Below are 19981 nucleotides of genomic sequence, written 5' to 3'. Positions count from 1 at the left end.
GCTCCTAAGACGTCGTTGTCTGAGTGGAAGCCGGCGCGGGAGCCTGGAGGTGGAAGTCCACCGAGAGGATCTGCTGGCTGTTGGGGAATGAATATGCCTTGAGCGGTTCGTGCAGCGGGTGCGTGTTGTACACCGCGATGTCCTCGACGTTTTCGAAGTCCGCCACGATGGCGTAGTCGAAGGAACGCTCGGTATTGAGCACATCCGGGCCATGGGTCAGGTTGAGCATGCCGGGGATGTTGCCGGTCATTCTGTCGAGTCCGTCGATCCAGCTCTGCTTGTCGGCGGGCGGGAAATCGGGTTTGAACTTGAACAGGACAGTGTGGCGGATCATGACCGGGCTCCGGCCAGTTCGGCGGCCGGCCAATTAGCGGCTCCGGACACATAGGCTGGATCGTGCCCGGCGATGGTGCGCCCGGCGAGGTAGCCCATGGTCATGATCGGGCCAAGCGTTGCTCCGGCGCCGGGGTACCCGGCGGCATAAGCGTTTTCCGTCACGTTGCCGGCGGCGTATAGGCCCTCGATCGGCTCGTTGTCCACGTCCAGGACGCGGGCGCGCCCGTCGGTGGCGATTCCGCCGTTGGTTCCGAACGCGCCGTTAACCACCTCCATGGCGTAGAACGGCCCGGCCAGCAACGGCGCCAGGGATGGGTTCGGGTACGGGTTTTCGTCGTCGCCCCAGTACTTGTCGTACGCGCTTTCGCCGCGACCGAAGTCCGGATCCGCACCCCTGACGGCGAACTCGTTGAACCGGGACACCGAAGCGATGAGGTTTTCCCCGGGAACGTTGATCTTCGGGGCGAGCTCTTCAAGGGTCGCGGCCTCGATGAGATAGCCGGGTGTGGGCTGGCCGGCGCGGTGAGTCAGGATGCCGTAGCGCTCCAGATAGGCGTGGTCGATAATCACGTGGGCCGGGGTATTCAGGGTCTGGTTCCCGGCGGAGTCCCAGGAGTGCAGGGAGCGGGCGAGGTCGTTGTAGTTCTGGGATTCGTTGGCGAAGCGACGGCCGTGCCGGTTCACCATGAGGGATCCCGGGCCTTGGCGCTCGAAGCGGAGGAGGGTGCCCACGGGCTGCCCGTCGCGCATGTCTCCGGTGATGGACATCGGGGCCCACCAGGCTTCGCGGGTGCCGCGGGTCCGGCCCCCGATTCGCTGGGACATCCGCAGCCCGTCACCGGTGTTCGAGGGCGGCGAGCACATGGTGTACAGCCGCGACGCCAGCATTGAGTCGGCCAGTTCTTTGTCCCATTCGAAGCCGCCGGTGGCCAGCACGACGCCGTCGTTCGCCTGGAAGACTTCGCCGGATTCGAGTTCGACGCCGGTCACCCGGCTGCCGTCGGTGCGCAGCCGGTGCCCGCGGGCTCCGGTGACGAGGGCTGCGCCGTCGCGGACCAGGCTCGCCAGGAGCATGGACACGAGGGCCTGGCCCTTGGCGACGAGCCCATCGGCCTGGCGCTGGTTGAGGTCGTCCCAGGGGAATCTGGTGAAGGCGCCCCAGTTTTCGTATTCCTGCATGGTGAACGGCGCGCGGCCGTCGGTGCGGACGTGCGCGGTGAGGGCGCCGAGCTCCACCTTGGAGTTGAACAGCTCGGGCTCGACCGTGCGGCCGCCCTCCACGGCGCCGGGCAGGTCCTGGCGGTAGTCGGGGAAGTTGTTCAGGAAGATGAAGCGCACGCCACATTCCGCTTCCACGAAGCGGAGCATCTGGTCCCCGTAATCCAGGGCGGCGTCCAGGAGCTCCTCGCGTCCGCGTCCGCGGGCCACGGCCCGGACGTACGCGGCGGCCGCTTCCTTCGAGTCGGTGATGCCGGCTTTACGCGCGTGGTGGTTGTCGGCGACCCAGAGCATGCCGCCGGAGACGGCCGAGGTCCCGCCCAGCAGGGCGCTCTTCTCCAGGACAACGACGGACTTGCCGGCTCGGGCTGCGGTGGCCGCCGCAGTGAGGGCACCGGCGCCGGAGCCAACGACGACGACGTCGTAGCGGTCCGATGCGGTTCCGTTGACGAATTTCATGGTGTGGCCTTTCAGGAAACAGGGAAGTACAGGTGCGGCGGGCAGGCAGCCTCCCCATGGAACGGGGTTCGGCGGAGTACTGGGGCGGGGACCTCAGACGGCGGTGTAGCCGCCGTCGATCACGAGCTCCGAGCCGGTGGTGAAACGGGATTCATCGGAGGCCAGGTACAGGACGCCGTAGGCGATTTCATCGGGCTCGCCCTGGCGGGGGAGCGGGTTGGAGCCGACCAGCTGCTTGTAGTACTGCTCCGCGCCGATGTCGGACTGCTCGGCGGAGCGGCGGCTCATCCGGGTGTTCATGGATCCGGGGTGGATGGAGTTCACCCGGATGCCGCGGCTGCCGTAGGCGGCAGCATCGGACTTGCTCAGCAGCCGCACGGCGCCCTTCGTGGCGTGGTACAGCGGCACGTTCTTGCCGCCGGTGATGCCGTGGATCGAGGAGAAATTCACGATGCTGCCGGCACCCTTGTGGATCATTCCCGGCACCACGTACTTGGTCATCAGCCAGACGCCCTTGACGTTGACGTTGAAGATGGTGTCGAAATCGGAGACGGAGGCGGTGTGGGATGCGCCGGCCGGGCCGATGATACCCGCGGCATTCACCAGGATGTCCGGCGTGCCCAGGTCGTCGCTGACCCGGCGGACCGCCTCGGCGACGCTGTCCTCGCTGGTCACGTCGACGTCGTAATGGCTGACGCCGGCGTGGGTGGCAGCGGCCGGGACGCCGGCGACGTCGAGGCTGGCTACCTTTGCGCCGTGTTCGGCCAGCAGGGCGGCGGTGGCACTGCCCAGATCGCCCCGGCCGCCGGTAACGATTGCGGTCTTACCGGCCACGCGGTTCGCTGTGGTGTTCATGTGGTCTGCTCCTCGTAACTCCTGCAGCCTCTTTGCTGCGTCCTAGCCAGAGTGGCAGGGGGGCTGTGATGGGGACCACAGGATTGCCGTTGAACGGAAAACGGCGTTCAGCGGCTCTGGCGGAGGGCGCCTTTGAGCTCGCCCCGCCAGCCCAGGGCGCGGGAGATGCCGCGTGCGGAGGCCATTAGAACCGGAACCCGGGCGGGGACGTTCTCCTCGTTCCGGGGCACCACGACGCTGAGTGCGGCGACGACGGTGTTGTCCGGGCCGAAGACGGGGACGGCAATGCCGCTGGATTCCTTGACGATCACGCCGGGCATCACGGCGTAACCCCGCTGCCGGATCTCGGCCAGATGGCGGCGCAGCTGGGGAGGGTCAGTCAGGGTGGTCTCGGTGAACTTCGTCAGGGGCCGGGCCAGCGCGGACTCCTGGTACTCGGAGGGCGCGTTGGCCAGCAGCACCAGTCCCGAGGACGTGGCGTGCAGCGGGAGGCGGCCGGCGATTTTTGTGATGTCCACGCTGGTGGAATGCGAGCCGATCCGCTCGATGTACAGGACCTCATCGGAATCCAGGATGCCCAGGGTGGTGGAATGCTGGACCACGGCCTGGACGTCCTCCATGAACGGCAGGGCGGCTTCCCGCAGCCCCACCATCTTGGAACCGCGCGAGACCAGCTCCCACATCCGGGTCCCGATGTGAACATTTCCGTCCGGCCCCCGGTCGAGCAGACGCTCCAGCAGCAGGTCGTTCACCAAACGGTAAGCGGTGGTCACGGGAAGGCCGGTGCGGCGGCCCAGCTCGGCGACGCTCATCGAGGGGTGGCTGTCGTCAAAGGCGCTGACGATCTTCACGAAGCGGCCGATGATCGACTCGCCCGACGCTGAGTTGGCCATGATCCTCCTCTGGATTCCCGCTCAATGGTAATCCTCCTCGCGGTGATCCGTGTCATCGGCTCTACTGGGAGGCAAGCATTCCACCCGGCTGCCGCAACGACGCGCGGCCGACTGAACGGAGCAAGACCATGAGCAAACCCGTCCTTTGTGATGTCCTTGTCATCGGGTCCGGTGTGGCCGGTATGGCCGCAGGGTTGAAAGCCGCCTCGCAGGGACTGAACGTGATCGTCGCGGAGAAGGAGCAGTACTTCGGCGGCACGACGGCGATCTCCGCCGGCTGGGCCTGGGTGCCCGGCAACAAGCAGGGGCTGGAGCAGGGCGATACCCGCGAGGAAGCGGAGACCTACCTGCGCAGCCTCGCGCCGGAAGCGTTCAACGCGGCCGGGGTGCGTGACTTCCTGGACACCGTGCCCGAAGCCATCTCCTTCTTCGAGAACGAGACCGAGGTGAAGTTCACCTATCCGGAGAAGGCCCCGGACTACAAGATGGACCTGCCCGGCGCGAAACTCTCCGGCCGGGCAATCCTGCCGCAGGACGTCGACGCACGCGTGCTGGGGGACAAGCGGCTCCTGATGCAGCCCTACATGAGCTCCTACACCGTCTTCGGCTACATGCCGCAGGTGGGCCCGGACATCAACGAGTTCTTCCATGTGAACCAGTCGGTCAAATCGTTTGTCTACGTTGCCAAAAAGCTTCTGCGCACCTGGGCGGACGCGGCACGCTACCGGCGGCCGGTCCTGCGTTCCAACGGCAACGCGCTGATGACCCGGATGGTGAAAAGCGCCGATGACCTGGGCGTGCGACTCTGGAATTCCTCGCCGGCACTGTCCCTGACACGGGACGACGCCGGCACCATCACCGGCGCCGTCCTCGGGGGAGAGCACGCCGTTGCCGTGGAGGCACGCCTGGGTGTCATCCTGGCCGCCGGCGGCTTTTCCGGCAACAAGGAACTGCGGAAGCAGTACTTCCCGCACGACGCCGACGGCAACGACCACTTCACGCCCACAGTGGGTCACGGCGGTGACGCCGCCACCCTGGCGATCAGCGCCGGCGGCCACATCGACAATTCGGTGTTCAGCGTGGGGTCCTGGGCGCCGGTCACGGTCTTCAAATACCTCAATGGCAAAGAGCGGCTCTTCCCGCACCTGCGCGCCATCGGTCTGCCGGGCCTGATCGCCGTCGACCGCCACGGCAAGCGCTTCGGGAACGAAGCCCTGAGCTACCACGACTTCGGCGGGACCATGATTGAGCACAACAAGGACGAGGACAAGACGTTCGGGTATGTGATCGGCGACGCGAAGACGATGCACAAGTACGGGATTGGCTACGCCAAGCCCTGGCCGATGCCGCGAGGCTACTTCTACAAGACCCGCTACCTGGTCAAGGGGGACACCCTGGCGGAGCTGGCCGGCAAGCTCGGCATCGACGCCGGAGGGCTCAAGGAAACAGTGGCCGAATTCAACCCCGCCGCGGAACGCGGAGAGGACCCGGCGTACGGCCGCGGCTCCACTCTCTACAACCACTTCCGCGGCGACATGGAACACAAACCGAACCCCAACCTTGCCCCGGTCGGCAAGGGCCCCTACTATGCCGCCAAGATCCAGATGGGCGATCTGGGCACCTTCGCAGGCATCGGCGTTAACGAACGCTCCGAAGTCACCACCGAAGAGGGAACCGCCATTCCCGGCCTCATCGCCGTCGGCGCCGCCGCCGTCAGCGTCTTCGGGGGCGGCTACCCGGGATATGGCTCCCACATCGGCCCCGCCCTGGTATTCGGCTACCGGGCCGGAAGGGACATCACCAAGCTCGCAGCCGGCCGCGGCGCACCGCGAGTGGCCGGCGTCTGAGACCCTACCGGTCCTGACAGGACGCCCAGCCGAAGATCCGAAGGAGTAAGGAAACAGGATGCTCAACGGTAGATCCGCGGTCGTGACGGGTGGGGCTTCCGGAATCGGCGAAGCCATAGCCCGCAAACTTGGGGTGTGGGTCGCAGAATGACTGGGCTGTTCAGCCGGGCATAAGGGGGATTCTTGGTGCCGGGTGTGCGGAAGCGCCCACCAGGGCCTTTCTGTGGGGGAGGCGAACATGCGGAAAATCTGGCCGGCCGCGAACGTCAAGGTCTACGGCGGCGGTGTCGCCGAAGACGGGTTCCTCCGTGTCTGCAGGACCCGTATCAGTCAATCCGTCACGGCAGGCCTCAGGGCGCGCGAAAACTGTGCGACGACTTGATCGATGCCGAGAGGTCCGAGCGGAAGAAGGCCAACACCTCCGCGGCACGAGCCGCGTTGTTGGAGGATGCCGCGACAGCACCCGCGAAGACCGTGGTAATCGCGCAGTCGGCCGGGAGAGCGCCGAGGATGCACACGCCGGGTTGCCCGACCAGTTCGCTGAGCTGCTGCAGGCCGAGATCGACTTCTCCCTCGGCGAGCAGGCGCGCCACGGGTACGCCTGGACGGGCCTGCACAAGCCTGTCGCTGACCTCATCGGTCATGCCCCAGCGGTCGATCATTCGCAATAGCTCGGTGCCGCTCGGTCCGGTGGAATATCCGATGCGGAATGCCGCGCGCAGGGCGCCGCGAAGCTCGTCGGCATTCGCAAAGGCCGTGCCTTCGGAACATGTGGCTGCATCGGCGCCGCGTGCGGCCACGCCTACGGCGACCTCCGACAGTACGATCGGGGCGATGGATGCCGGATCGACGTGTCCCTCGGCAGCGAGGCGTTGCAGAGCGTCCTCGGCGAGGAACACAAGGTCGAACGGCTCGCCGGCGGCCACCCGCTGGGCGGCGTCCACTCCGCCTACGGATTCGATCTGCAGAAGCGGTAGCCCGGCCCCGGCGGCAGCTTCAGCGAGGTCGGCGAGAACGTGGCGGGTGGCCATCGACGAGATCGCCCTCATGCGGCATCCTCGAAAGTCTCGGCGTCTACTTCGGCAGCAGATGCTGGCGCATATCGCGCGCCAGAGATGGTGGCCGTGCCAATCAGCTCGCCGGCCCGCGTCAGCAGCGCGCCGTCGACAGAGATGTCGGCCGCCGCCATGTTATCACGCAGGTGCGCGACACTCGTTGTTCCCGGGATCGGCAGAACGTGATCGCCGCGGGAGAGCAGCCAGACCAGCGCGAGCTGTGCTGGGGTGCAACCGGCCTCCGCAGCCAGCTCACGCCAAGAGGCCAGCAGCGTCGCATTCGCACCCCAGTGCTCGGGCTGGAATCGCGGCATGCTGCGGCGGATGTCGTTTGGGGCCAGCTTATCTGGGTCCTTGATCGCATCGGCGAGGAAACCCCTTGCGACCGGCGAAAACGCAACCAGGGTCACGCCGTCCTCGCGGGTGGCGTCGAGCATGCCAAGCTCGGCATTGCGACTCCACAGCGAGTACTCGTTCTGCACGGCCGCGATAGGGGTGATTGACTGCGCCTCGCGCAGTCGCGCGACCGACACCTCGGACAGGCCGATTGCGCCGATCTTGCCCGCGGCGACCATCTCGGCCAGCGCGCCGACGCTGTCGCCGATCGGCACCTTCTTGTCCCACCGGTGAAGGTAGTACAGGTCGATGTAATCGACGCCAAGGCGGCTCAGCGAAGCATCGACCTGTGCGCGCAGCGTATCGGGGCGTCCATCGATGACTTTCACGCCGTCAACGGACGCCATCCCGCACTTACTCGCCAGGAAGACCTCGTCGCGGCGCCCCGCGATCGCAGCACCTACAAGCTCTTCGTTGCGGCCGCCGCCGTACAGTGTTGCCGTGTCGAGCATCCCGATACCTTCATCGAGAGCTGCGCGCAGCAACGCCAGCCCCTCGTCACGCGACGGGGGGACGCCGTACGCGTGGCTCAGCGACATACAGCCCAGACCGGTGGGGGGTAGCCTCACGCCAGCTGCTTCTCAAGCGCGCCGAGCACGCGGTAGCAGTCGATGACCTGGCGGATCGACGAGTTCGGCTCGCGCCCCTCGCGGATCGCGCTGACGAACTCGCGGTCCTGCAGCTCGATGCCGTTCATGCTCACCGCCACCTTCGAGACATCGATCTGCTCGTCGCGGCCGTTGAAGAGGTCGTCGTAGCGCGCGATGTACGTCTCGGTGTCGCCGATGTAGCGGAAGAACGTGCCGAACGGGCCGTTGTTGTTGAACGAGAGGGACAGGGTGCAGATCGCCCCGCTCTCGCTCTTGAGCTGGATCGACATGTCCATCGCGATGCCCAGATCCGGGTTGATGGGGCCCTGGATCGCGTTCGCCTGCACGATCTTGCCCGCCTGGTAGGCGAACAGGTCGACAGTGTGCGCGGCGTGGTGCCACAGTAGGTGGTCGGTCCAGGAACGCGGCTCGCCCTTGGCATTCGTGTTCGTGCGGCGGAAGAAGTACGTCTGCACGTCCATCTGCTGCACGTTGAACGAGCCCTCGGCGATCCGGTTGTGCACGAGCTGGTGCGAGGGGTTGAACCGCCGCGTGTGGCCCACCATGGCGACGCGGTCGGACGCCTCGGCCGCGGCGAGCGTCGCCTCGGCGTCGGCGAGCGAGTCGGCGAGCGGGATCTCGACCTGCACGTGCTTGCCGGCCTTGAGGACCTCCTGCATCTGCGAGGCATGCAGACCCGTGGGCGTGGCGAGGATGACGGCATCGACGTCGTCGCGCTCGAGCACGGCGTCGAGCCCGACGACGGCGTTGGCGACGCCGTACTTCGCGGCGACTGCCTGGGTCGGTTCGAGCCGCGTGCCGCTGACCACGGTCACCTCGGCATCGGGGATGTTCATCAGGCCGTCGAGATGTTTCATGCCGAAGGCGCCTGCGGCGCCGACGACGGCCACACGGATCTTGTCAGTCATGGGGGGCTCCTTTGTTGCGGATGCGGATGAGGTCAGTCGGTCGGGTTCGTGAGAACAAGGTGGCCGACGGCGGTGTTCGACGCCGGCACGTGGTAGAACCGGTGGTCAACAGAAGGCGCCTCGCCGCCGAACTGGTCGTCCATCGCGCCGCGCGCGATCAGCCAGTCGACGAGCTCGATGCCTTCGGAGCCCGCCTCATCGACGTACTCCATATGATCCCACTCGGTCAGGCCCAGCGGGTCGGCGATGAGGTGGTCGAGGAACGCGTTGTCCCACTCCTCGTTGATGAGGCCGGCACGCGGACCCTGGAGCTGGTGGCTCATGCCGCCGGTGCCCCAGATCTGCACGTTGAGCTCCGGGCCGTCCCACTTGTCGAGGGCGCGGCGAAGGGCCCTGCCGAGCTCGTAGCAGCGGCGGCCGGAAGGCACCGGATACTGCACCACGTTGACGGCCAGCGGGATGACCTTGCATGGCCACTCCTCGACGTCGCCGAAGACGAGCGAGAGCGGCACGGTGAGCCCGTGGTCCACGACCATCTCGTTGACGAGGGTGAGGTCGAAGTCGTCCTGGATGACCGACTGCGCAATGTGCGCGGCGAACTCCGGGTAGCCCTTCACATCGGGCACAGGGCGGGGGCCGTAGCCCTCGTCCGCGACCGGGTACTCTGCCCCGGTGCCGAGCACGAAGGTGGGGATGATCGACGAGTCGAAGGCCGTGGCGTGGTCGTTGTAGACGAGGATGACGACGTCGGGCGTATTCTCCTTGGCCCACCTGCGGGTCCACTCGTACCCGGAGAACACCTTCTTCCAGTACGGCTCCTCGGTTTTGCCGAGGTCCATCGCGGCACCGATCGCCGGGACATGCGAGGTGAACAGCGCCGACGTGTACTTCGCCGGGGCGTTCTCGCGCATGGTCTCGGACTTCTCGCGCCGCGCCGGCGGGACCCAGCCGTCGAGGTCCTTGAGGCGGTTGCCCTCGGGGCGGCGTCCGCCGCCGATCATCATGTCGCGGTAGGCGGCCTCGGACATGCCAGTCATGGAGCCGGCCATCTGCTGGAAGCTCAGGCCGTGCGTGGCGCCGATCTTGCTCAGGAAGTAGATGTTGCCGCCCTCGGCCATCATGGCGTTGAGGTCCATATCCAGCACAGCCTGGCGCTGCTTGGGCGAAAGGGGCCACTCATCGAGGTACGCCTCGCGGTCGGCCAGGTAGCGCTTGCGGTTCTCGGGCTTCATCAGCGACATCGAGAACTGGTTGAGGTGGTATCCCTTGCGGGCCATCTCCGCGTCGAAGATGATCGTGCCGGGAACGTCCTTGTACGGCTTGTCGAGTGCCATGTCATGCTCCTTCGGGCCAGTAGAGGCGGCGCGGGTTGTCCACGAGCAGCTTCTGCTGGAGCTCGGGCGTCGTCGCGATCTGTGGGATGTAGTCGACCAGCAGCCCGTCGTCGGGCATGTGGTCCTTGAGGTTGGGGTGGGGCCAATCGGTTCCCCACAGCACGCGGTCGGGGAACTCCTCGACCACGCGTCGGGCGAACGGCACCACGTCGGTGTAGGCGTGCTGTTCGCCGTCGAGAGCGTGCGGGCCGGTGACGGACAGGCGCTCTGGGCAGGAGACCTTGGTCCACACATTGGTGTTCTCGCGCATGAAGCGCAGGAACAGTGCGAACTCAGGGCCGTCCGGGTCCTTGGACACGTCGGGTCGGCCCATATGGTCGACGACGACGTCGGTCGGGATCGCGGAGAAGAAGTCGTAGAGCTCCGGCAGGTCCTCGGCCTCGAAGTAGATGACCACGTGCCAGCCGAGCGGCGCGATCTTCGCGACTATCTCCTCGAGCGAGTCGGTGGGCACCCGGTCGACGAGGCGCTTGACGAAGTTGAACCGGATCCCGCGGACGCCGGCCGCGTGCAGCTCGGCCAGCTGCTCCTCGGTCACGTCGCGGCGGACCGTGGCGACGCCGCGGGCGCGGCCGCCGCTGCGCTGCAGCGCATCGACCAGTGCCCGGTTGTCGGCGCCGTGGCAGGTCGCCTGGACGATCACGTTGCGGTCGAAGCCGAGGTGGTCGCGCAGCACGAAGAGCTGCTCCGCCGAGGCATCGCACGGGGTGTACTTCCGCTCGGGGGCGTAAGGGAACCGCTCGCCGGGCCCGAACACGTGGCAGTGCGCGTCGACTGCGTCGGCCGGCAGGCGGAACGTGGGCTTGGTGGGGCCGTCGTACCAGTCGAGCCAGCCTGCGGACTTCTCGAAGCCTCCCGTGGTGTCTCCGTGCGCCATGGTCACTTCTCCACGTACTCGAGGCCGGCGGCGGCGAGCGGCTCTCGCATGCCGTAGAGATCCAAGCCCAAGACGCCCTCACGGAACTTCACGCGTTTGGCTTCCTCGTTATCCTCGCGCTTCTGGCTGGCGTCTGCCACCGCTCCGACAAGCTCGCGCGGGACAACCACGACGCCGTCGACGTCGGCCACGACCACGTCGCCAGGGTTCACCACGGCGTTCGCGACCACTACGGGGATGTTCACCGATCCGAGGGTGGCCTTGACCGTGCCCTTGGCGTTGACAGCGCGGGAGAACACCGGGAAATCCATCTTCTCCAGATCGGTGACGTCGCGGACACCACCGTCGATCACCAAGCCCTTGCAGCCGCGGGCGGTCAGCGAGGTGGCGAGCAGCTCACCGAAGAAGCCGTCCTCGCTTTCGGTGGTGCAGCCGGCGACGATCACATCGCCTTCCTGCACCTGCTCGGCGGCGACGTGGAACATCCAGTTGTCACCAGGCTGTAGCAGCACGGTCACTGCCGGACCACAGAGCTTAGCGCCGGTGTAGGCCGGCCTGATGTAGGGGCGCAGGAGCCCGACTCGCCCCATCGCCTCGTGGATAGTGGCGACGCCGAACTGCGAAAGCCGTTTGACATCCGTGGGATCCGGACGTTCGATGTTGGTGCGGACGATGCCGAGGTTGTTCAGTCGCATTTGATGGTCCTCTCAGAGACCGCGCGCAGTAAGGGCGCGGTCAAGCCTTGGGTAGACACGGCGGGCGTTGGCTTCGAACACCTGCGCGCGCTGCGCGTCGTTCAGGTTCGTGGTGGCGTCGACGTACCGCTTGGTGTCGTCGAAGTAGTGTCCGCTGCGCGGGTCGACGTCGCGCACGGCGCCGATCATCTCGCTCGCGAAGAGGATGTTCTCGGTCGGGACGACCTTGGTGAGAAGGTCGATGCCCGGCTGGTGGTACACGCAGGTGTCGAAGAACACGTTGTTCAGCAGGTGCTCCTCGATTACAGGCTTGCCCAGCGCCATTGCGAGCCCACGGAAGCGCCCCCAGTGGTAGGGAACGGCGCCGCCGCCGTGAGGGATTACGAGCTTCAACTCGGGGAAGTCGCGGAACAGATCGCCCTGGAGTAATTGCATGAACGCGGTGGTGTCGGCGTTGAGGTAGTGCGCTCCGGTCGTGTGGAAGGCCGGGTTGCACGACGTGCTGACGTGCACCATCGCCGGGATCTCGTATTCGACGAGTTTCTCGTATATCGGGTACCACGAGCGATCGGTCAGCGGCGGGGACGTCCAGTTGCCGCCGGACGGGTCGGGGTTGAGGTTCACGGTGACGGCGCCGAGTTCCTCGACGGCACGAGTAAGCTCGGCAACGCTCGTCGCGGGATCCGTACCGGGGGACTGGGGGAGCATCGCCCCCATTAGGAAGCGTTCGGGGTAGAGCTCGCTGACGCGGGCGCACAGGTCGTTGCAGATCCGGGCCCAGGTCTCGCTCACAGCGAGGTCTCCGATATGGTGCGCCATGAACGAGGCACGAGGGCTGAATACGGTGACGTCGCTGCCGCGCTCGTTCATGAGCTTGAGCTGGTTGGCCTCGATGGTCTCACGGATGTCGTCATCGCTGATGCGCAGGGTCGCAGGGTCAGGAGCGTCCGCGCGTCCTTCAGTGAATGCGATCTGCAGATCACGCCAGGCTCCGAGCTGTGTTGGAGCTGTGGTGTAGTGGCCGTGGATGTCGATAATCACGCGTGTCGTCCTTGTCACTGAGTGTAAGCGGTGCGAGGCAGCTGCACTTCGTTGGATCAGTGCTGCCCCAAACTGACTTTAGGGGTGTTTGCCACTGTGGTCCAATAGATATGCAGAGACAGATCCATAGATAAGATCTATGGCATGACGTTCACCGACCTCAACCAGCTCCGGACATTCGTCACGCTCTACGAGCTGCGCAGCGTCACGGGCGCCGCCAGGCGACTGCACGTGACACAGCCCACGGTTAGCTATTCCCTGAAGCGGCTCAGGGAGCGGTTCGGCGACGAGCTGTTCCGTCGCGAGGGGAACGACATGGTGCCGACCGCGAAGGCGACGCAACTGTTTGGGCCCCTACACAACGCCTTGGCACAAATAGACGCGACCGTCATGGGAGCGGACGTGTTCGAACCGACCGGATTCAGCGGCGAACTCGTCCTCGGACTCACCTCGATCGGCGAGCAGACGTTCCTCCCACCGATCATGACCGCCCTCGGGCGGGTCGGCGCCGATCCGCGAATACAGGTAGAACGGCTCGATTCGGACGAGGTCGAGAGCGGGCTCATCCGCGGCACCATCGATCTGGCATTGACCGTGTCGCGGATCGCCACACCGCGGCTGTGGAGGACGCACGTGCGTTCGGTCGAATACGTGGCTCTGTCGTCCGGGTCGCATCCACTGCCCGCGACCGGGCCTGACATGTTCGAGGGGAGGCGCTTTGTGCGGGTCTCCGCCCGTGGCGGGCACGTCTATCCTTTGCAGGCGCTGACCGAACACGACTTGATGTCCCAGGTCGTGCTGACCATGGAGGAATACGGCACCGTGCCCGCCGTGCTCGAGGCGACGGATCTGGTCGTCCTGCTGCCTCGGCATGTAGCGGGGGTGTTCTGCGGCTGGTTCCCCCGCCTTCGCATCGCCGAGCTGCCCTGGCCCGGGCAGAGCACACCAGTGGAGTTGTACACGCGGCGCGAGGCCAGCCTCTCGCAGGCGCAGCGATGGTTCCGCTCGCTGGTGCTTGATGCGGTTGCGGCGGATGAATACAAGTCGTAGTCATAAGCGTCTGCGGGCGTCTCAAAATCGGACAGGCCGCCCATCGCCGGCAGGCCCAAGCGGAGCGCTAGCGTTTCGTCCTGTTCCAGCTGGCCTTACCCGGAGCGAACGGGCTACGCACATGGATCGACCATGACGAGTGCGGGTGGATCGTCAGAATCGCGTGCTCCCACCAGGCGCGGGCTTCGTTAGAGAGCTCCGGCAGAACCGCATCCTTGTCGGCGTCGTCCTCCGGACGGGGACGCAGCGCCTTCCAGACCAGCTGCACCTCGGGCGCCCCGGTCGGAATGCCGTCGACGTCGATCACTGCACGGTCCCACGGCAGTTGCAGTCGGGGATCTCGTCGATAAACCCAGGCGCTATCCGTGCCGTCCTCGACGTTGACCTGCAGTACCCATGCGCCCGTTGCGTCATTATGGATACGGATCGGCTGCAGGTCGGCATCCATATCAGCCTCTGCCCAAGGGAGAACGCCGTCGCCTGACGGAGCCCACGCGCTAAACGGCGCCGGCAAGTCCTGCACCACTTGAGGCAGGTCGGCGATCGTCGTGCTGACATCGATATTGTCGTGCTCGCGAGTGTTAGTGCCGAGCCAGTGGTCGAGCGCCACCCCTCCGGACAACCACCAACGCGCCGATGACGGCCCGAGCAGCTCCGCGACGACTCGCAGGGGCAGGGGTTCCCAGCGCGTCGCGAGGGTGGGTGTGGATGAGGACATGGCTCAAGGTTACCCGCGGGCGGCGGTGGTTTGTCGACATCAGGAACGCCCGACGGCGGGAGTGTCCCGCCGTCGGGCGTTCCTGGGGCCAATAGGGAAACCAGGCGCTTGGTATCAGAGCGCGGGGAGGCTGCCCTCCAGACTAGCCGCGGCCTGGGCTGTGGCGGCCGCGTGGCGGGCCGCCTGCCAGCCGAAGGTCATGCCGGCGCCGACCTGCACGCCTGCGCCGGGGTATTCCGAGCCCATGACCGACGCGGCGTCGTTTCCAGCGGCATAGAGTCCGGCCACCGGTTTGCCCTGGGTATCAAGTGCCTGCCCGTTTCCGTCGGTGAGCACCCCGTAGGCGGTGGCCAGCGGTGTGGGCACGACGGCCATCGCATAAAAGGGCGCCTTCAGCAGCGGACCGATGTTCGGGTTCGGCCCATGGTCCGGGTCCCCGGCCGCCTGGCCGAAGAGCAGCTCGCCCTTGTGGAAGTCCTCATCCACGCCGGTGGCGGCAAATCCGTTGTAGCGCTGCACTGTCGACTCCAAGCCCGCGGCGTCCACGCCGATCTTCGCCGCTAAGCCGGTGAGGGTCTCTGCCTCGTAGAGATAACCGTCCTTGATGTAGCGCCGCAGTGCCGCACGCGGCAGGTGGGGCATCGTGATCATGCCCAGCCCGTACTTTGCCAAGGTCCGCGAGTCCACGACCAGCCAGGCCGGCACCGCGGCGGCGTCCGGGGAGGCGAACATGGCCCGCACGAAACGGTGGTAGGAACAGGATTCGTCCACGAAGCGCAAGCCGTTAGAGTCCACGGCGATCACGCCGGGACGGGCACGGTCCCAGATATGCGGGAAGACCACGCGAGAACCGTCCCTTCGTCGTCCGATGGAGCTGGGGAACCACAGTGCGTTTTCCCCGTTATCCCTGGCCAGCGTGGCACCGGCCTCCCTGGCCAGGGACAGCGTGTCTCCGGTGGACCCTTCCCCGGCCCGCGAGTAGAGCGGCGTGGGGGAAGGCAGCAATTTCTTTCGCATTTCAGCGTTTTGGGCGAAGCCGCCGGCGGCGAGCACCACGCCTTGGCGGGAACGGACGCGCAGGCGCCTGCCGTTCTGCGCAACCACCGCACCGACAACACGGTCCCCGTCCTTAAGTAGTTCGGTGGTTTGCGCACCGAAAAGGAATTCCACCCCGCGCTTGCGCGATTCGTGGAACATTCGGGCCACAAGCCCGTTGCCCATCACCAGGCGCGTGCCTCGCGGACGGGTGAGCCGGTCAAGTGCCCACCGCAGGCCGAGTTGTGCAGCCAGAGCCACGGCCTTGCCACGCTCAGCCAGCGAGCCGTTGTAGAGCTTGAGCAAGGCGGACACCTCCGCGCGGCGCAACATCAGGGTCCCGCCCAGAAGAGCGAACTCGGGTACCGGGGGACGGACACGGCAGAAGTCGGCCTTGTCCAGCAGGCGCCCGTCGAAGGGGTCAGGTTCCAATGCGCGTCCGGTCTTACCAGTCTCGGGAAGTTCGGAGTGGTAGTCGACCACGGCAGGGGAGCGACGGAAGGTGACGCCGAGGTCATGCATCGCGTCCAGCATCTTCGGCGCGGCGTCCAGATAGGCGAGCCAGCCTTCACGCGGGGCCTTGCCGCCCACCACGGCATCCAGATAGCGTGCGGCGCGGTCGTAATCGTCCAGGATTCCGTCTTCACGCTGGAATCGGTTGTTGGGCACCCAACAAGTCCCGGCTGAGTACGCGGTGGTTCCCCCGAGGAATTCGGTTTTTTCCAGGACCAGGACTTCCGAGCCCTGGGCCGCGGCGGTCAACGCCGCTGAAAGCCCCGCCGCTCCAGTACCGAGCACCAGAAGGTCCACTTCCTGATCCCATTTGTCCGACAGGGGCGTTTTCATGTTTCTCCTTCGCGCACATCTGTGTGCGTCACGTGCTGTATGTCCTCCTCATTATGGGCGCCATACAATGTAGCGTCTATGACTAATTAGGTTACTGATTATGTGCAAAACAAGAATAGTCTGGGTCTGACGCGCTGGACGGGCATGCCGCCGTCGTACCGGGACGAGGAACCTGGCACCGAGGTTTTTGCCAGCTTCTTGATGGTCTGGCTCAGTGGGGACTGTGCCATGCGCAGGCGGCTGGCGGCCCGGCCGAGCTCCTCCGCGGCGGCCAGAAATGCCTCGATTTACGCAAGCTCCCTGTGCTGGTCCGGTGGGTAATCCCTGAAAGCTACAGCCCCCTGTCGGTGCGATGTTCAGGTAAAGGGTACATTCTGAAGACATGACAGAGATCCGTTGGCTGGAAGCGTTCGTTGCGGTGGCCGAAGAACTGCACTTCGGCCGTGCTGCTCAGCGCCTGCACACTTCACAGTCCCCGCTGAGCCAGACGATCCGGAAGCTTGAGGCTGATTTGGGGACGCGCCTTTTTGAGCGCAACACCCGAAGCGTGGCCTTAACGCCGGCGGGGCATGCCCTCCTGCCGCGCGCGTACCGTGTGTTGCGCGAGATGCGGCTGGCCCGGGAGGCGGCCCAGGCCGAGGTTGAGGGCGTCCGGGGCAACATCAGAATCGGATTCTCCGGAGCTGTGAACCACCTGACCCTCCCGCCGCTGACCCGTGCCGTGCGCCGGCGTCACCCCGACATCAAAATGGACCTCACGAGCCGTGTGCGCACGGCCGACGGATTGGCCAGCGTCGCGAACGGCACCCTGGACGTTGCCTTCGTGGGCCTTCCCGATACTCCGGTTCCCTCGGTGAGGACGCGGTTGGTCGCAAGGGAGGAAATCGGGGCGGTGCTGCCGCTGGATCATCCGCTGGCGCAGGAAAAGTGCATACCGTTGCAGGCTCTGGCGGCCGATGACTTCATCTCTCCGCCGCTGGACGGCTCGTCCTCCATGACCGAAGTGATGCTGTCATCCTGCATGGCGGCCGGCTTCCGCCCGCGCATCGTCCAGGAGTTGTCGGACCCGTACATGGTGCTGACCTTCGTGGCCGCCGGTGTTGGGGTCACCCTCATGAGTAGCGGGATAGCCGGGATCATCCCCTCCGGCGCAACCTATGTGGCGTTGGATCCCCCGCAGCACTTCATGAATCACGCCATCGCGTGGTCCGAGGAAAACGACTCCGCTGTGCTGGCGGCTGTGCTCGCCGTCGTCGAGGAGATCTTTCCTGAGATCCCCAACTGACCGCTCCTTATATAGTTGAATTGCAGCATAGTGATAGATTATTTTAGTCGTGGACAAGCTAAGTGATGGCAGCCACACTGGATGGAGAAGCCGCATAGCGCGGCAAACCGTTTCGCAGCCCGGCCCACGCCAAGAGCCCCGGGACGGTCCCGTTACCTGAAGGGAACACCATGTCAGTGTCGACATCGGCGCCAGCACGCCCCAAGAACAATGCGAAGATCGCAGCAGTTTCGGGGTTCGTGGGCAGCGCACTTGAGTACTACGACTTCTTTATCTTTGGCTCAGCCGCAGCGCTGATCTTCGGCAAGCTGTTCTTCGCTCCCGGCCCCTCAGCAATGCTCCTGTCATTCGCAACAGTAGGCGTCGCATATGTCGCACGCCCCCTTGGTGCAGTGATCTGTGGCCACCTCGGCGACAAGTTCGGCCGAAAGAAGGTACTTCTGTTCACCCTCCTGCTGATGGGTGCCTCAACATTCCTGATCGGCTGCCTGCCCACCTACAACGACATTGGAATGGCAGCGCCGATCCTCATCGTGGCCCTCCGGCTTCTGCAGGGCCTCTCCGCAGGCGGCGAATCGCCGGGGTCAAGCTCCCTCACGCTCGAGCACGCACCTGACAGGAAGCGCGCCTTCTACACGAGCTGGACGATGAGCGGCATCATGTTTGGCATCGTGCTCTCCACGCTGGTGTTCATTCCCGTGGCGTCCATGCCCGAGGACCAGCTGCTTGCCTGGGGTTGGCGCATCCCGTTCCTCGCCAGCGCCGTGGTAACCGTCATCGCCTTTGTGCTTCGGCGCCTCCTGGAAGAGCCCCCCGTGTTCGAGGAAGTCAAAGCGCAGGACGAAGTGGTCAAGGTTCCGATTGTCACCCTGTTCCGGCACCACTGGGTCACCGTCATCCGTGTCACCGCCATGTCGCTGTTCACCATCATCAACACCATCATCAACGTCTTTGCGCTGTCCTACGCCACTTCCGTCGTCGGCGTTGAAAAAGGACTGATGCTGACCGTGATCGCAGTGGCCAACCTCGCCGCAGTGGCCATGGGCCCGCTGGCCGGCATCCTCTCCGACCGCATTGGCCGTAAGCCCGTCTTCGTCACCGGCCTGGTGCTGCAGATAGTGATGATCTTCGTGTTCTTCTCGGCCCTGTCAGCGGCAAATGTTCCGCTGATCTTCGTGACCGGCATCCTTCTGATCGGCGTTGCGTACACCGGGTCGAATTCCATCTACCCCGCTTACTTCCCGGAACAGTTCCCGGTCAAGGTCCGGTACTCCGGTATGGCCATCAGCCTCATGTTCGGCCTGCTCCTGGCAGGCTTCGCCCCGGTCATTTCCGAGCTGCTGATCGGTGGCGACAAAGCCAACTGGGTTCCTGTTGCAACGTTCGCGGCCGTGGCCTGCGCCATCTCGGCCGTCGCAGCACTGCTGGCACCGGAGACGTTCAAGACTCCGACCGCCCTGTTGGGACTGAAAAAATCCGACGTACGGCGCCACGCGGCGTCGTCCATCACCCCGGAAGACGCTTCCGGCGCAGTTGCCCAGAAGGTACGGGCATGAGCCAGCAAACCCTGGCGGGCACCCTGGCGTTCCGCCCGGGGGAAGCCGATGTCAGCCATCGCTTCGTGGTGGGCTTGCTCGGTTCCGGCATCCGCGGATCCCTCACCCCGGGCCTGCACGAAGGCGAAGCCGATAGGCTTGGTCTCGCCTACACGTACCGCGTCATCGATCTCGACGCTATCGGACAACCTGCCGAAAGGTCCGCGGCGCTGGTGCGGCATGCGGCCGATCTCGGCTTCGACGGCCTGAACGTCACCCACCCGAGCAAGCAACTGGTCCAGGACGGCGTGGACGAACTCTCGCCAGAAGCCCGGATCCTTGGTGCCGTCAACACCATCACCTTCCACGACGGCAAGGCCGTGGGCCACAACACGGACCACACCGGTTTCACCGAAGGCCTCAAGGCCGGCCTTCCGTCGGCCTCGACGGACTCCGTGGTGCAGATTGGTGCGGGCGGAGCCGGCGCGGCAGTGGCCTTTGGGCTACTCAGCACCGGAACCCGGCACCTGGTCATCGCCGACATCGAACCGGCCCGGGCGGAGGCCCTGGCCGCCCGGCTCGCCCCGCACTTTCCGGGCAGCCAGCTGTCAGTGACCCGGACCGATGCCGTCGCCGGACGCATCCGGGACGCCGACGGGTTGGTGAACTCAACGCCGATCGGCATGACGGGTCACCCCGGTATGCCCGTGGATCCCGACCTGCTCCACTCCGGGCTGTGGGTAGCGGACGTGATCTACCGGCCGCTCGAAACCGAACTGATCAAGGCAGCCCGCGGCAAGGGCTGCGCCGTCCTCGACGGCGGACGCATGGTGGTGGGTCAGGCCGCCGCCGCCTTCGAGCTCTTCACCGGAATCCCCGCGGATGCCGAGCGCATGCTGGCCGCGTTTCGACAGGCGGTCAGCTAGC

The 19981-nt window shown here is 65.7% G+C and carries 18 protein-coding genes; 5 read left to right on the top strand and 13 right to left on the bottom strand.

The window, feature by feature from the left end:
* Positions 1 to 4 precede the first annotated feature (4 nt).
* The 4 genes from ABIC21_RS02340 to ABIC21_RS02325 all read right to left on the bottom strand — a co-directional run bounded on the left by ABIC21_RS02340 (position 5) and on the right by ABIC21_RS02325 (position 3761).
* Positions 5 to 334, bottom strand: coding sequence for a Dabb family protein (locus tag ABIC21_RS02340; RefSeq protein ID WP_354348818.1), 330 nt, complete (start codon positions 332 to 334; stop codon positions 5 to 7).
* Entirely contained in the window at positions 331 to 2013 is a 1683-nt protein-coding gene (gene chcC1, locus ABIC21_RS02335) for a 4-oxocyclohexanecarboxylate 2-dehydrogenase (protein ID WP_354348817.1), read from the bottom strand. The genes ABIC21_RS02340 and chcC1 overlap by 4 nt, the downstream gene beginning before the upstream one ends.
* Positions 2014 to 2106: 93 nt before the next feature.
* The gene (locus tag ABIC21_RS02330; protein ID WP_354348816.1) at positions 2107 to 2868 is read right to left on the bottom strand and encodes an SDR family NAD(P)-dependent oxidoreductase; all 762 of its coding nucleotides are present in this window, start codon (positions 2866 to 2868) and stop codon (positions 2107 to 2109) included.
* A gap of 107 nt (positions 2869 to 2975) precedes the next feature.
* The gene (locus ABIC21_RS02325) at positions 2976 to 3761 is read right to left on the bottom strand and encodes an IclR family transcriptional regulator (RefSeq protein ID WP_354348815.1); all 786 of its coding nucleotides are present in this window, start codon (positions 3759 to 3761) and stop codon (positions 2976 to 2978) included.
* A 128-nt stretch (positions 3762 to 3889) separates the two neighbouring features.
* On the opposite strand from ABIC21_RS02325, the gene chcC2 reads away from it, so the two are divergent.
* Positions 3890 to 5608 (top strand): 4-oxocyclohex-2-ene-1-carboxylate 5-dehydrogenase, encoded by a 1719-nt coding sequence (gene chcC2 / locus ABIC21_RS02320; protein ID WP_354348814.1) that lies wholly within the window; start codon positions 3890 to 3892, stop codon positions 5606 to 5608.
* 350 nt (positions 5609 to 5958) lie between these two features.
* On the opposite strand, the gene ABIC21_RS02315 is transcribed toward chcC2, so the two are convergent.
* From ABIC21_RS02315 to ABIC21_RS02285, 7 genes are read right to left on the bottom strand one after another with little or no spacing between them, the layout of a single operon-like run.
* On the bottom strand, positions 5959 to 6657 hold the full coding sequence (locus tag ABIC21_RS02315; RefSeq protein ID WP_354348813.1) for a substrate-binding domain-containing protein: 699 nt from the start codon (positions 6655 to 6657) through the stop codon (positions 5959 to 5961).
* Positions 6654 to 7598 (bottom strand): aldo/keto reductase, encoded by a 945-nt coding sequence (locus tag ABIC21_RS02310; RefSeq protein ID WP_354348812.1) that lies wholly within the window; start codon positions 7596 to 7598, stop codon positions 6654 to 6656. Before ABIC21_RS02310 ends, ABIC21_RS02315 begins: the two co-directional genes overlap by 4 nt.
* 26 nt (positions 7599 to 7624) lie before the next feature.
* The gene (locus ABIC21_RS02305) at positions 7625 to 8578 is read right to left on the bottom strand and encodes a Gfo/Idh/MocA family oxidoreductase (RefSeq protein WP_354348811.1); all 954 of its coding nucleotides are present in this window, start codon (positions 8576 to 8578) and stop codon (positions 7625 to 7627) included.
* A 32-nt stretch (positions 8579 to 8610) separates the two neighbouring features.
* Positions 8611 to 9912 carry a protocatechuate 4,5-dioxygenase subunit alpha/beta gene (locus ABIC21_RS02300; RefSeq protein WP_354348810.1) on the bottom strand — a complete coding sequence of 434 codons (1302 nt, stop codon included), beginning with the start codon at positions 9910 to 9912 and terminating at the stop codon, positions 8611 to 8613.
* A 1-nt stretch (position 9913) separates the two neighbouring features.
* Positions 9914 to 10849: an amidohydrolase family protein gene (locus ABIC21_RS02295; protein WP_354348809.1), complete on the bottom strand. Its 936-nt coding sequence runs from the start codon at positions 10847 to 10849 to the stop codon at positions 9914 to 9916.
* Between the two features lie 2 nt (positions 10850 to 10851).
* Positions 10852 to 11544, bottom strand: a complete 693-nt coding sequence (gene ligK, locus ABIC21_RS02290; RefSeq protein WP_354348808.1) for a 4-carboxy-4-hydroxy-2-oxoadipate aldolase/oxaloacetate decarboxylase — start codon at positions 11542 to 11544, stop codon at positions 10852 to 10854.
* A 12-nt stretch (positions 11545 to 11556) separates the two neighbouring features.
* Positions 11557 to 12585 carry an amidohydrolase family protein gene (locus ABIC21_RS02285; protein WP_354348807.1) on the bottom strand — a complete coding sequence of 343 codons (1029 nt, stop codon included), beginning with the start codon at positions 12583 to 12585 and terminating at the stop codon, positions 11557 to 11559.
* Positions 12586 to 12729: 144 nt separating this feature from the next.
* Between ABIC21_RS02285 and ABIC21_RS02280 the strand changes: the two genes are divergently transcribed.
* On the top strand, positions 12730 to 13635 hold the full coding sequence (locus ABIC21_RS02280; protein WP_253032999.1) for a LysR family transcriptional regulator: 906 nt from the start codon (positions 12730 to 12732) through the stop codon (positions 13633 to 13635).
* A 67-nt stretch (positions 13636 to 13702) separates the two neighbouring features.
* Here ABIC21_RS02280 and ABIC21_RS02275 read toward each other — a convergent pair whose 3' ends face one another.
* Positions 13703 to 14353 carry a nucleotidyltransferase domain-containing protein gene (locus tag ABIC21_RS02275; protein WP_354348806.1) on the bottom strand — a complete coding sequence of 217 codons (651 nt, stop codon included), beginning with the start codon at positions 14351 to 14353 and terminating at the stop codon, positions 13703 to 13705.
* Positions 14354 to 14467: 114 nt separating this feature from the next.
* Complete coding sequence (locus tag ABIC21_RS02270) at positions 14468 to 16234, bottom strand: FAD-dependent oxidoreductase (RefSeq protein ID WP_354348805.1); 1767 nt, start codon at positions 16232 to 16234, stop codon at positions 14468 to 14470.
* A gap of 382 nt (positions 16235 to 16616) precedes the next feature.
* Between ABIC21_RS02270 and ABIC21_RS02265 the strand changes: the two genes are divergently transcribed.
* From ABIC21_RS02265 to ABIC21_RS02255, 3 genes are all read left to right on the top strand, one after another.
* The gene (locus tag ABIC21_RS02265) at positions 16617 to 17519 is read left to right on the top strand and encodes a LysR family transcriptional regulator (RefSeq protein ID WP_354348804.1); all 903 of its coding nucleotides are present in this window, start codon (positions 16617 to 16619) and stop codon (positions 17517 to 17519) included.
* Between the two features lie 170 nt (positions 17520 to 17689).
* A complete protein-coding gene (locus tag ABIC21_RS02260; protein ID WP_354348803.1) occupies positions 17690 to 19075 on the top strand; it encodes an MFS transporter in 1386 nt (461 codons plus the stop codon).
* Positions 19072 to 19980: a shikimate dehydrogenase gene (locus ABIC21_RS02255; RefSeq protein WP_354348802.1), complete on the top strand. Its 909-nt coding sequence runs from the start codon at positions 19072 to 19074 to the stop codon at positions 19978 to 19980. The genes ABIC21_RS02260 and ABIC21_RS02255 overlap by 4 nt, the downstream gene beginning before the upstream one ends.
* Position 19981 lies beyond the last annotated feature (1 nt).

This window comes from Pseudarthrobacter sp. PvP090 (assembly GCF_040547365.1).
GTDB lineage: Bacteria > Actinomycetota > Actinomycetes > Actinomycetales > Micrococcaceae > Arthrobacter.
Note: the sequence above shows the minus strand (reverse complement) of the source record. Positions and strands in the feature narration are given on the sequence as shown.

Excerpts from the sequence above, each read along its gene's own strand:
- ABIC21_RS02340 (WP_354348818.1), bottom strand. The coding sequence starts at position 334 with ATGATCCGCCACACTGTCCTGTTCAAGTTCAAACCCGATTTCCCGCCC.
- chcC1 (WP_354348817.1), bottom strand. The coding sequence starts at position 2,013 with ATGAAATTCGTCAACGGAACCGCATCGGACCGCTACGACGTCGTCGTC.
- ABIC21_RS02330 (WP_354348816.1), bottom strand. The coding sequence starts at position 2,868 with ATGAACACCACAGCGAACCGCGTGGCCGGTAAGACCGCAATCGTTACC.
- ABIC21_RS02325 (WP_354348815.1), bottom strand. The coding sequence starts at position 3,761 with ATGGCCAACTCAGCGTCGGGCGAGTCGATCATCGGCCGCTTCGTGAAG.
- chcC2 (WP_354348814.1), top strand. The coding sequence starts at position 3,890 with ATGAGCAAACCCGTCCTTTGTGATGTCCTTGTCATCGGGTCCGGTGTG.
- ABIC21_RS02315 (WP_354348813.1), bottom strand. The coding sequence starts at position 6,657 with ATGAGGGCGATCTCGTCGATGGCCACCCGCCACGTTCTCGCCGACCTC.
- ABIC21_RS02310 (WP_354348812.1), bottom strand. The coding sequence starts at position 7,598 with ATGTCGCTGAGCCACGCGTACGGCGTCCCCCCGTCGCGTGACGAGGGG.
- ABIC21_RS02305 (WP_354348811.1), bottom strand. The coding sequence starts at position 8,578 with ATGACTGACAAGATCCGTGTGGCCGTCGTCGGCGCCGCAGGCGCCTTC.
- ABIC21_RS02300 (WP_354348810.1), bottom strand. The coding sequence starts at position 9,912 with ATGGCACTCGACAAGCCGTACAAGGACGTTCCCGGCACGATCATCTTC.
- ABIC21_RS02295 (WP_354348809.1), bottom strand. The coding sequence starts at position 10,849 with ATGGCGCACGGAGACACCACGGGAGGCTTCGAGAAGTCCGCAGGCTGG.
- ligK (WP_354348808.1), bottom strand. The coding sequence starts at position 11,544 with ATGCGACTGAACAACCTCGGCATCGTCCGCACCAACATCGAACGTCCG.
- ABIC21_RS02280 (WP_253032999.1), top strand. The coding sequence starts at position 12,730 with ATGACGTTCACCGACCTCAACCAGCTCCGGACATTCGTCACGCTCTAC.
- ABIC21_RS02275 (WP_354348806.1), bottom strand. The coding sequence starts at position 14,353 with ATGTCCTCATCCACACCCACCCTCGCGACGCGCTGGGAACCCCTGCCC.
- ABIC21_RS02270 (WP_354348805.1), bottom strand. The coding sequence starts at position 16,234 with ATGAAAACGCCCCTGTCGGACAAATGGGATCAGGAAGTGGACCTTCTG.
- ABIC21_RS02265 (WP_354348804.1), top strand. The coding sequence starts at position 16,617 with ATGACAGAGATCCGTTGGCTGGAAGCGTTCGTTGCGGTGGCCGAAGAA.
- ABIC21_RS02260 (WP_354348803.1), top strand. The coding sequence starts at position 17,690 with ATGTCAGTGTCGACATCGGCGCCAGCACGCCCCAAGAACAATGCGAAG.
- ABIC21_RS02255 (WP_354348802.1), top strand. The coding sequence starts at position 19,072 with ATGAGCCAGCAAACCCTGGCGGGCACCCTGGCGTTCCGCCCGGGGGAA.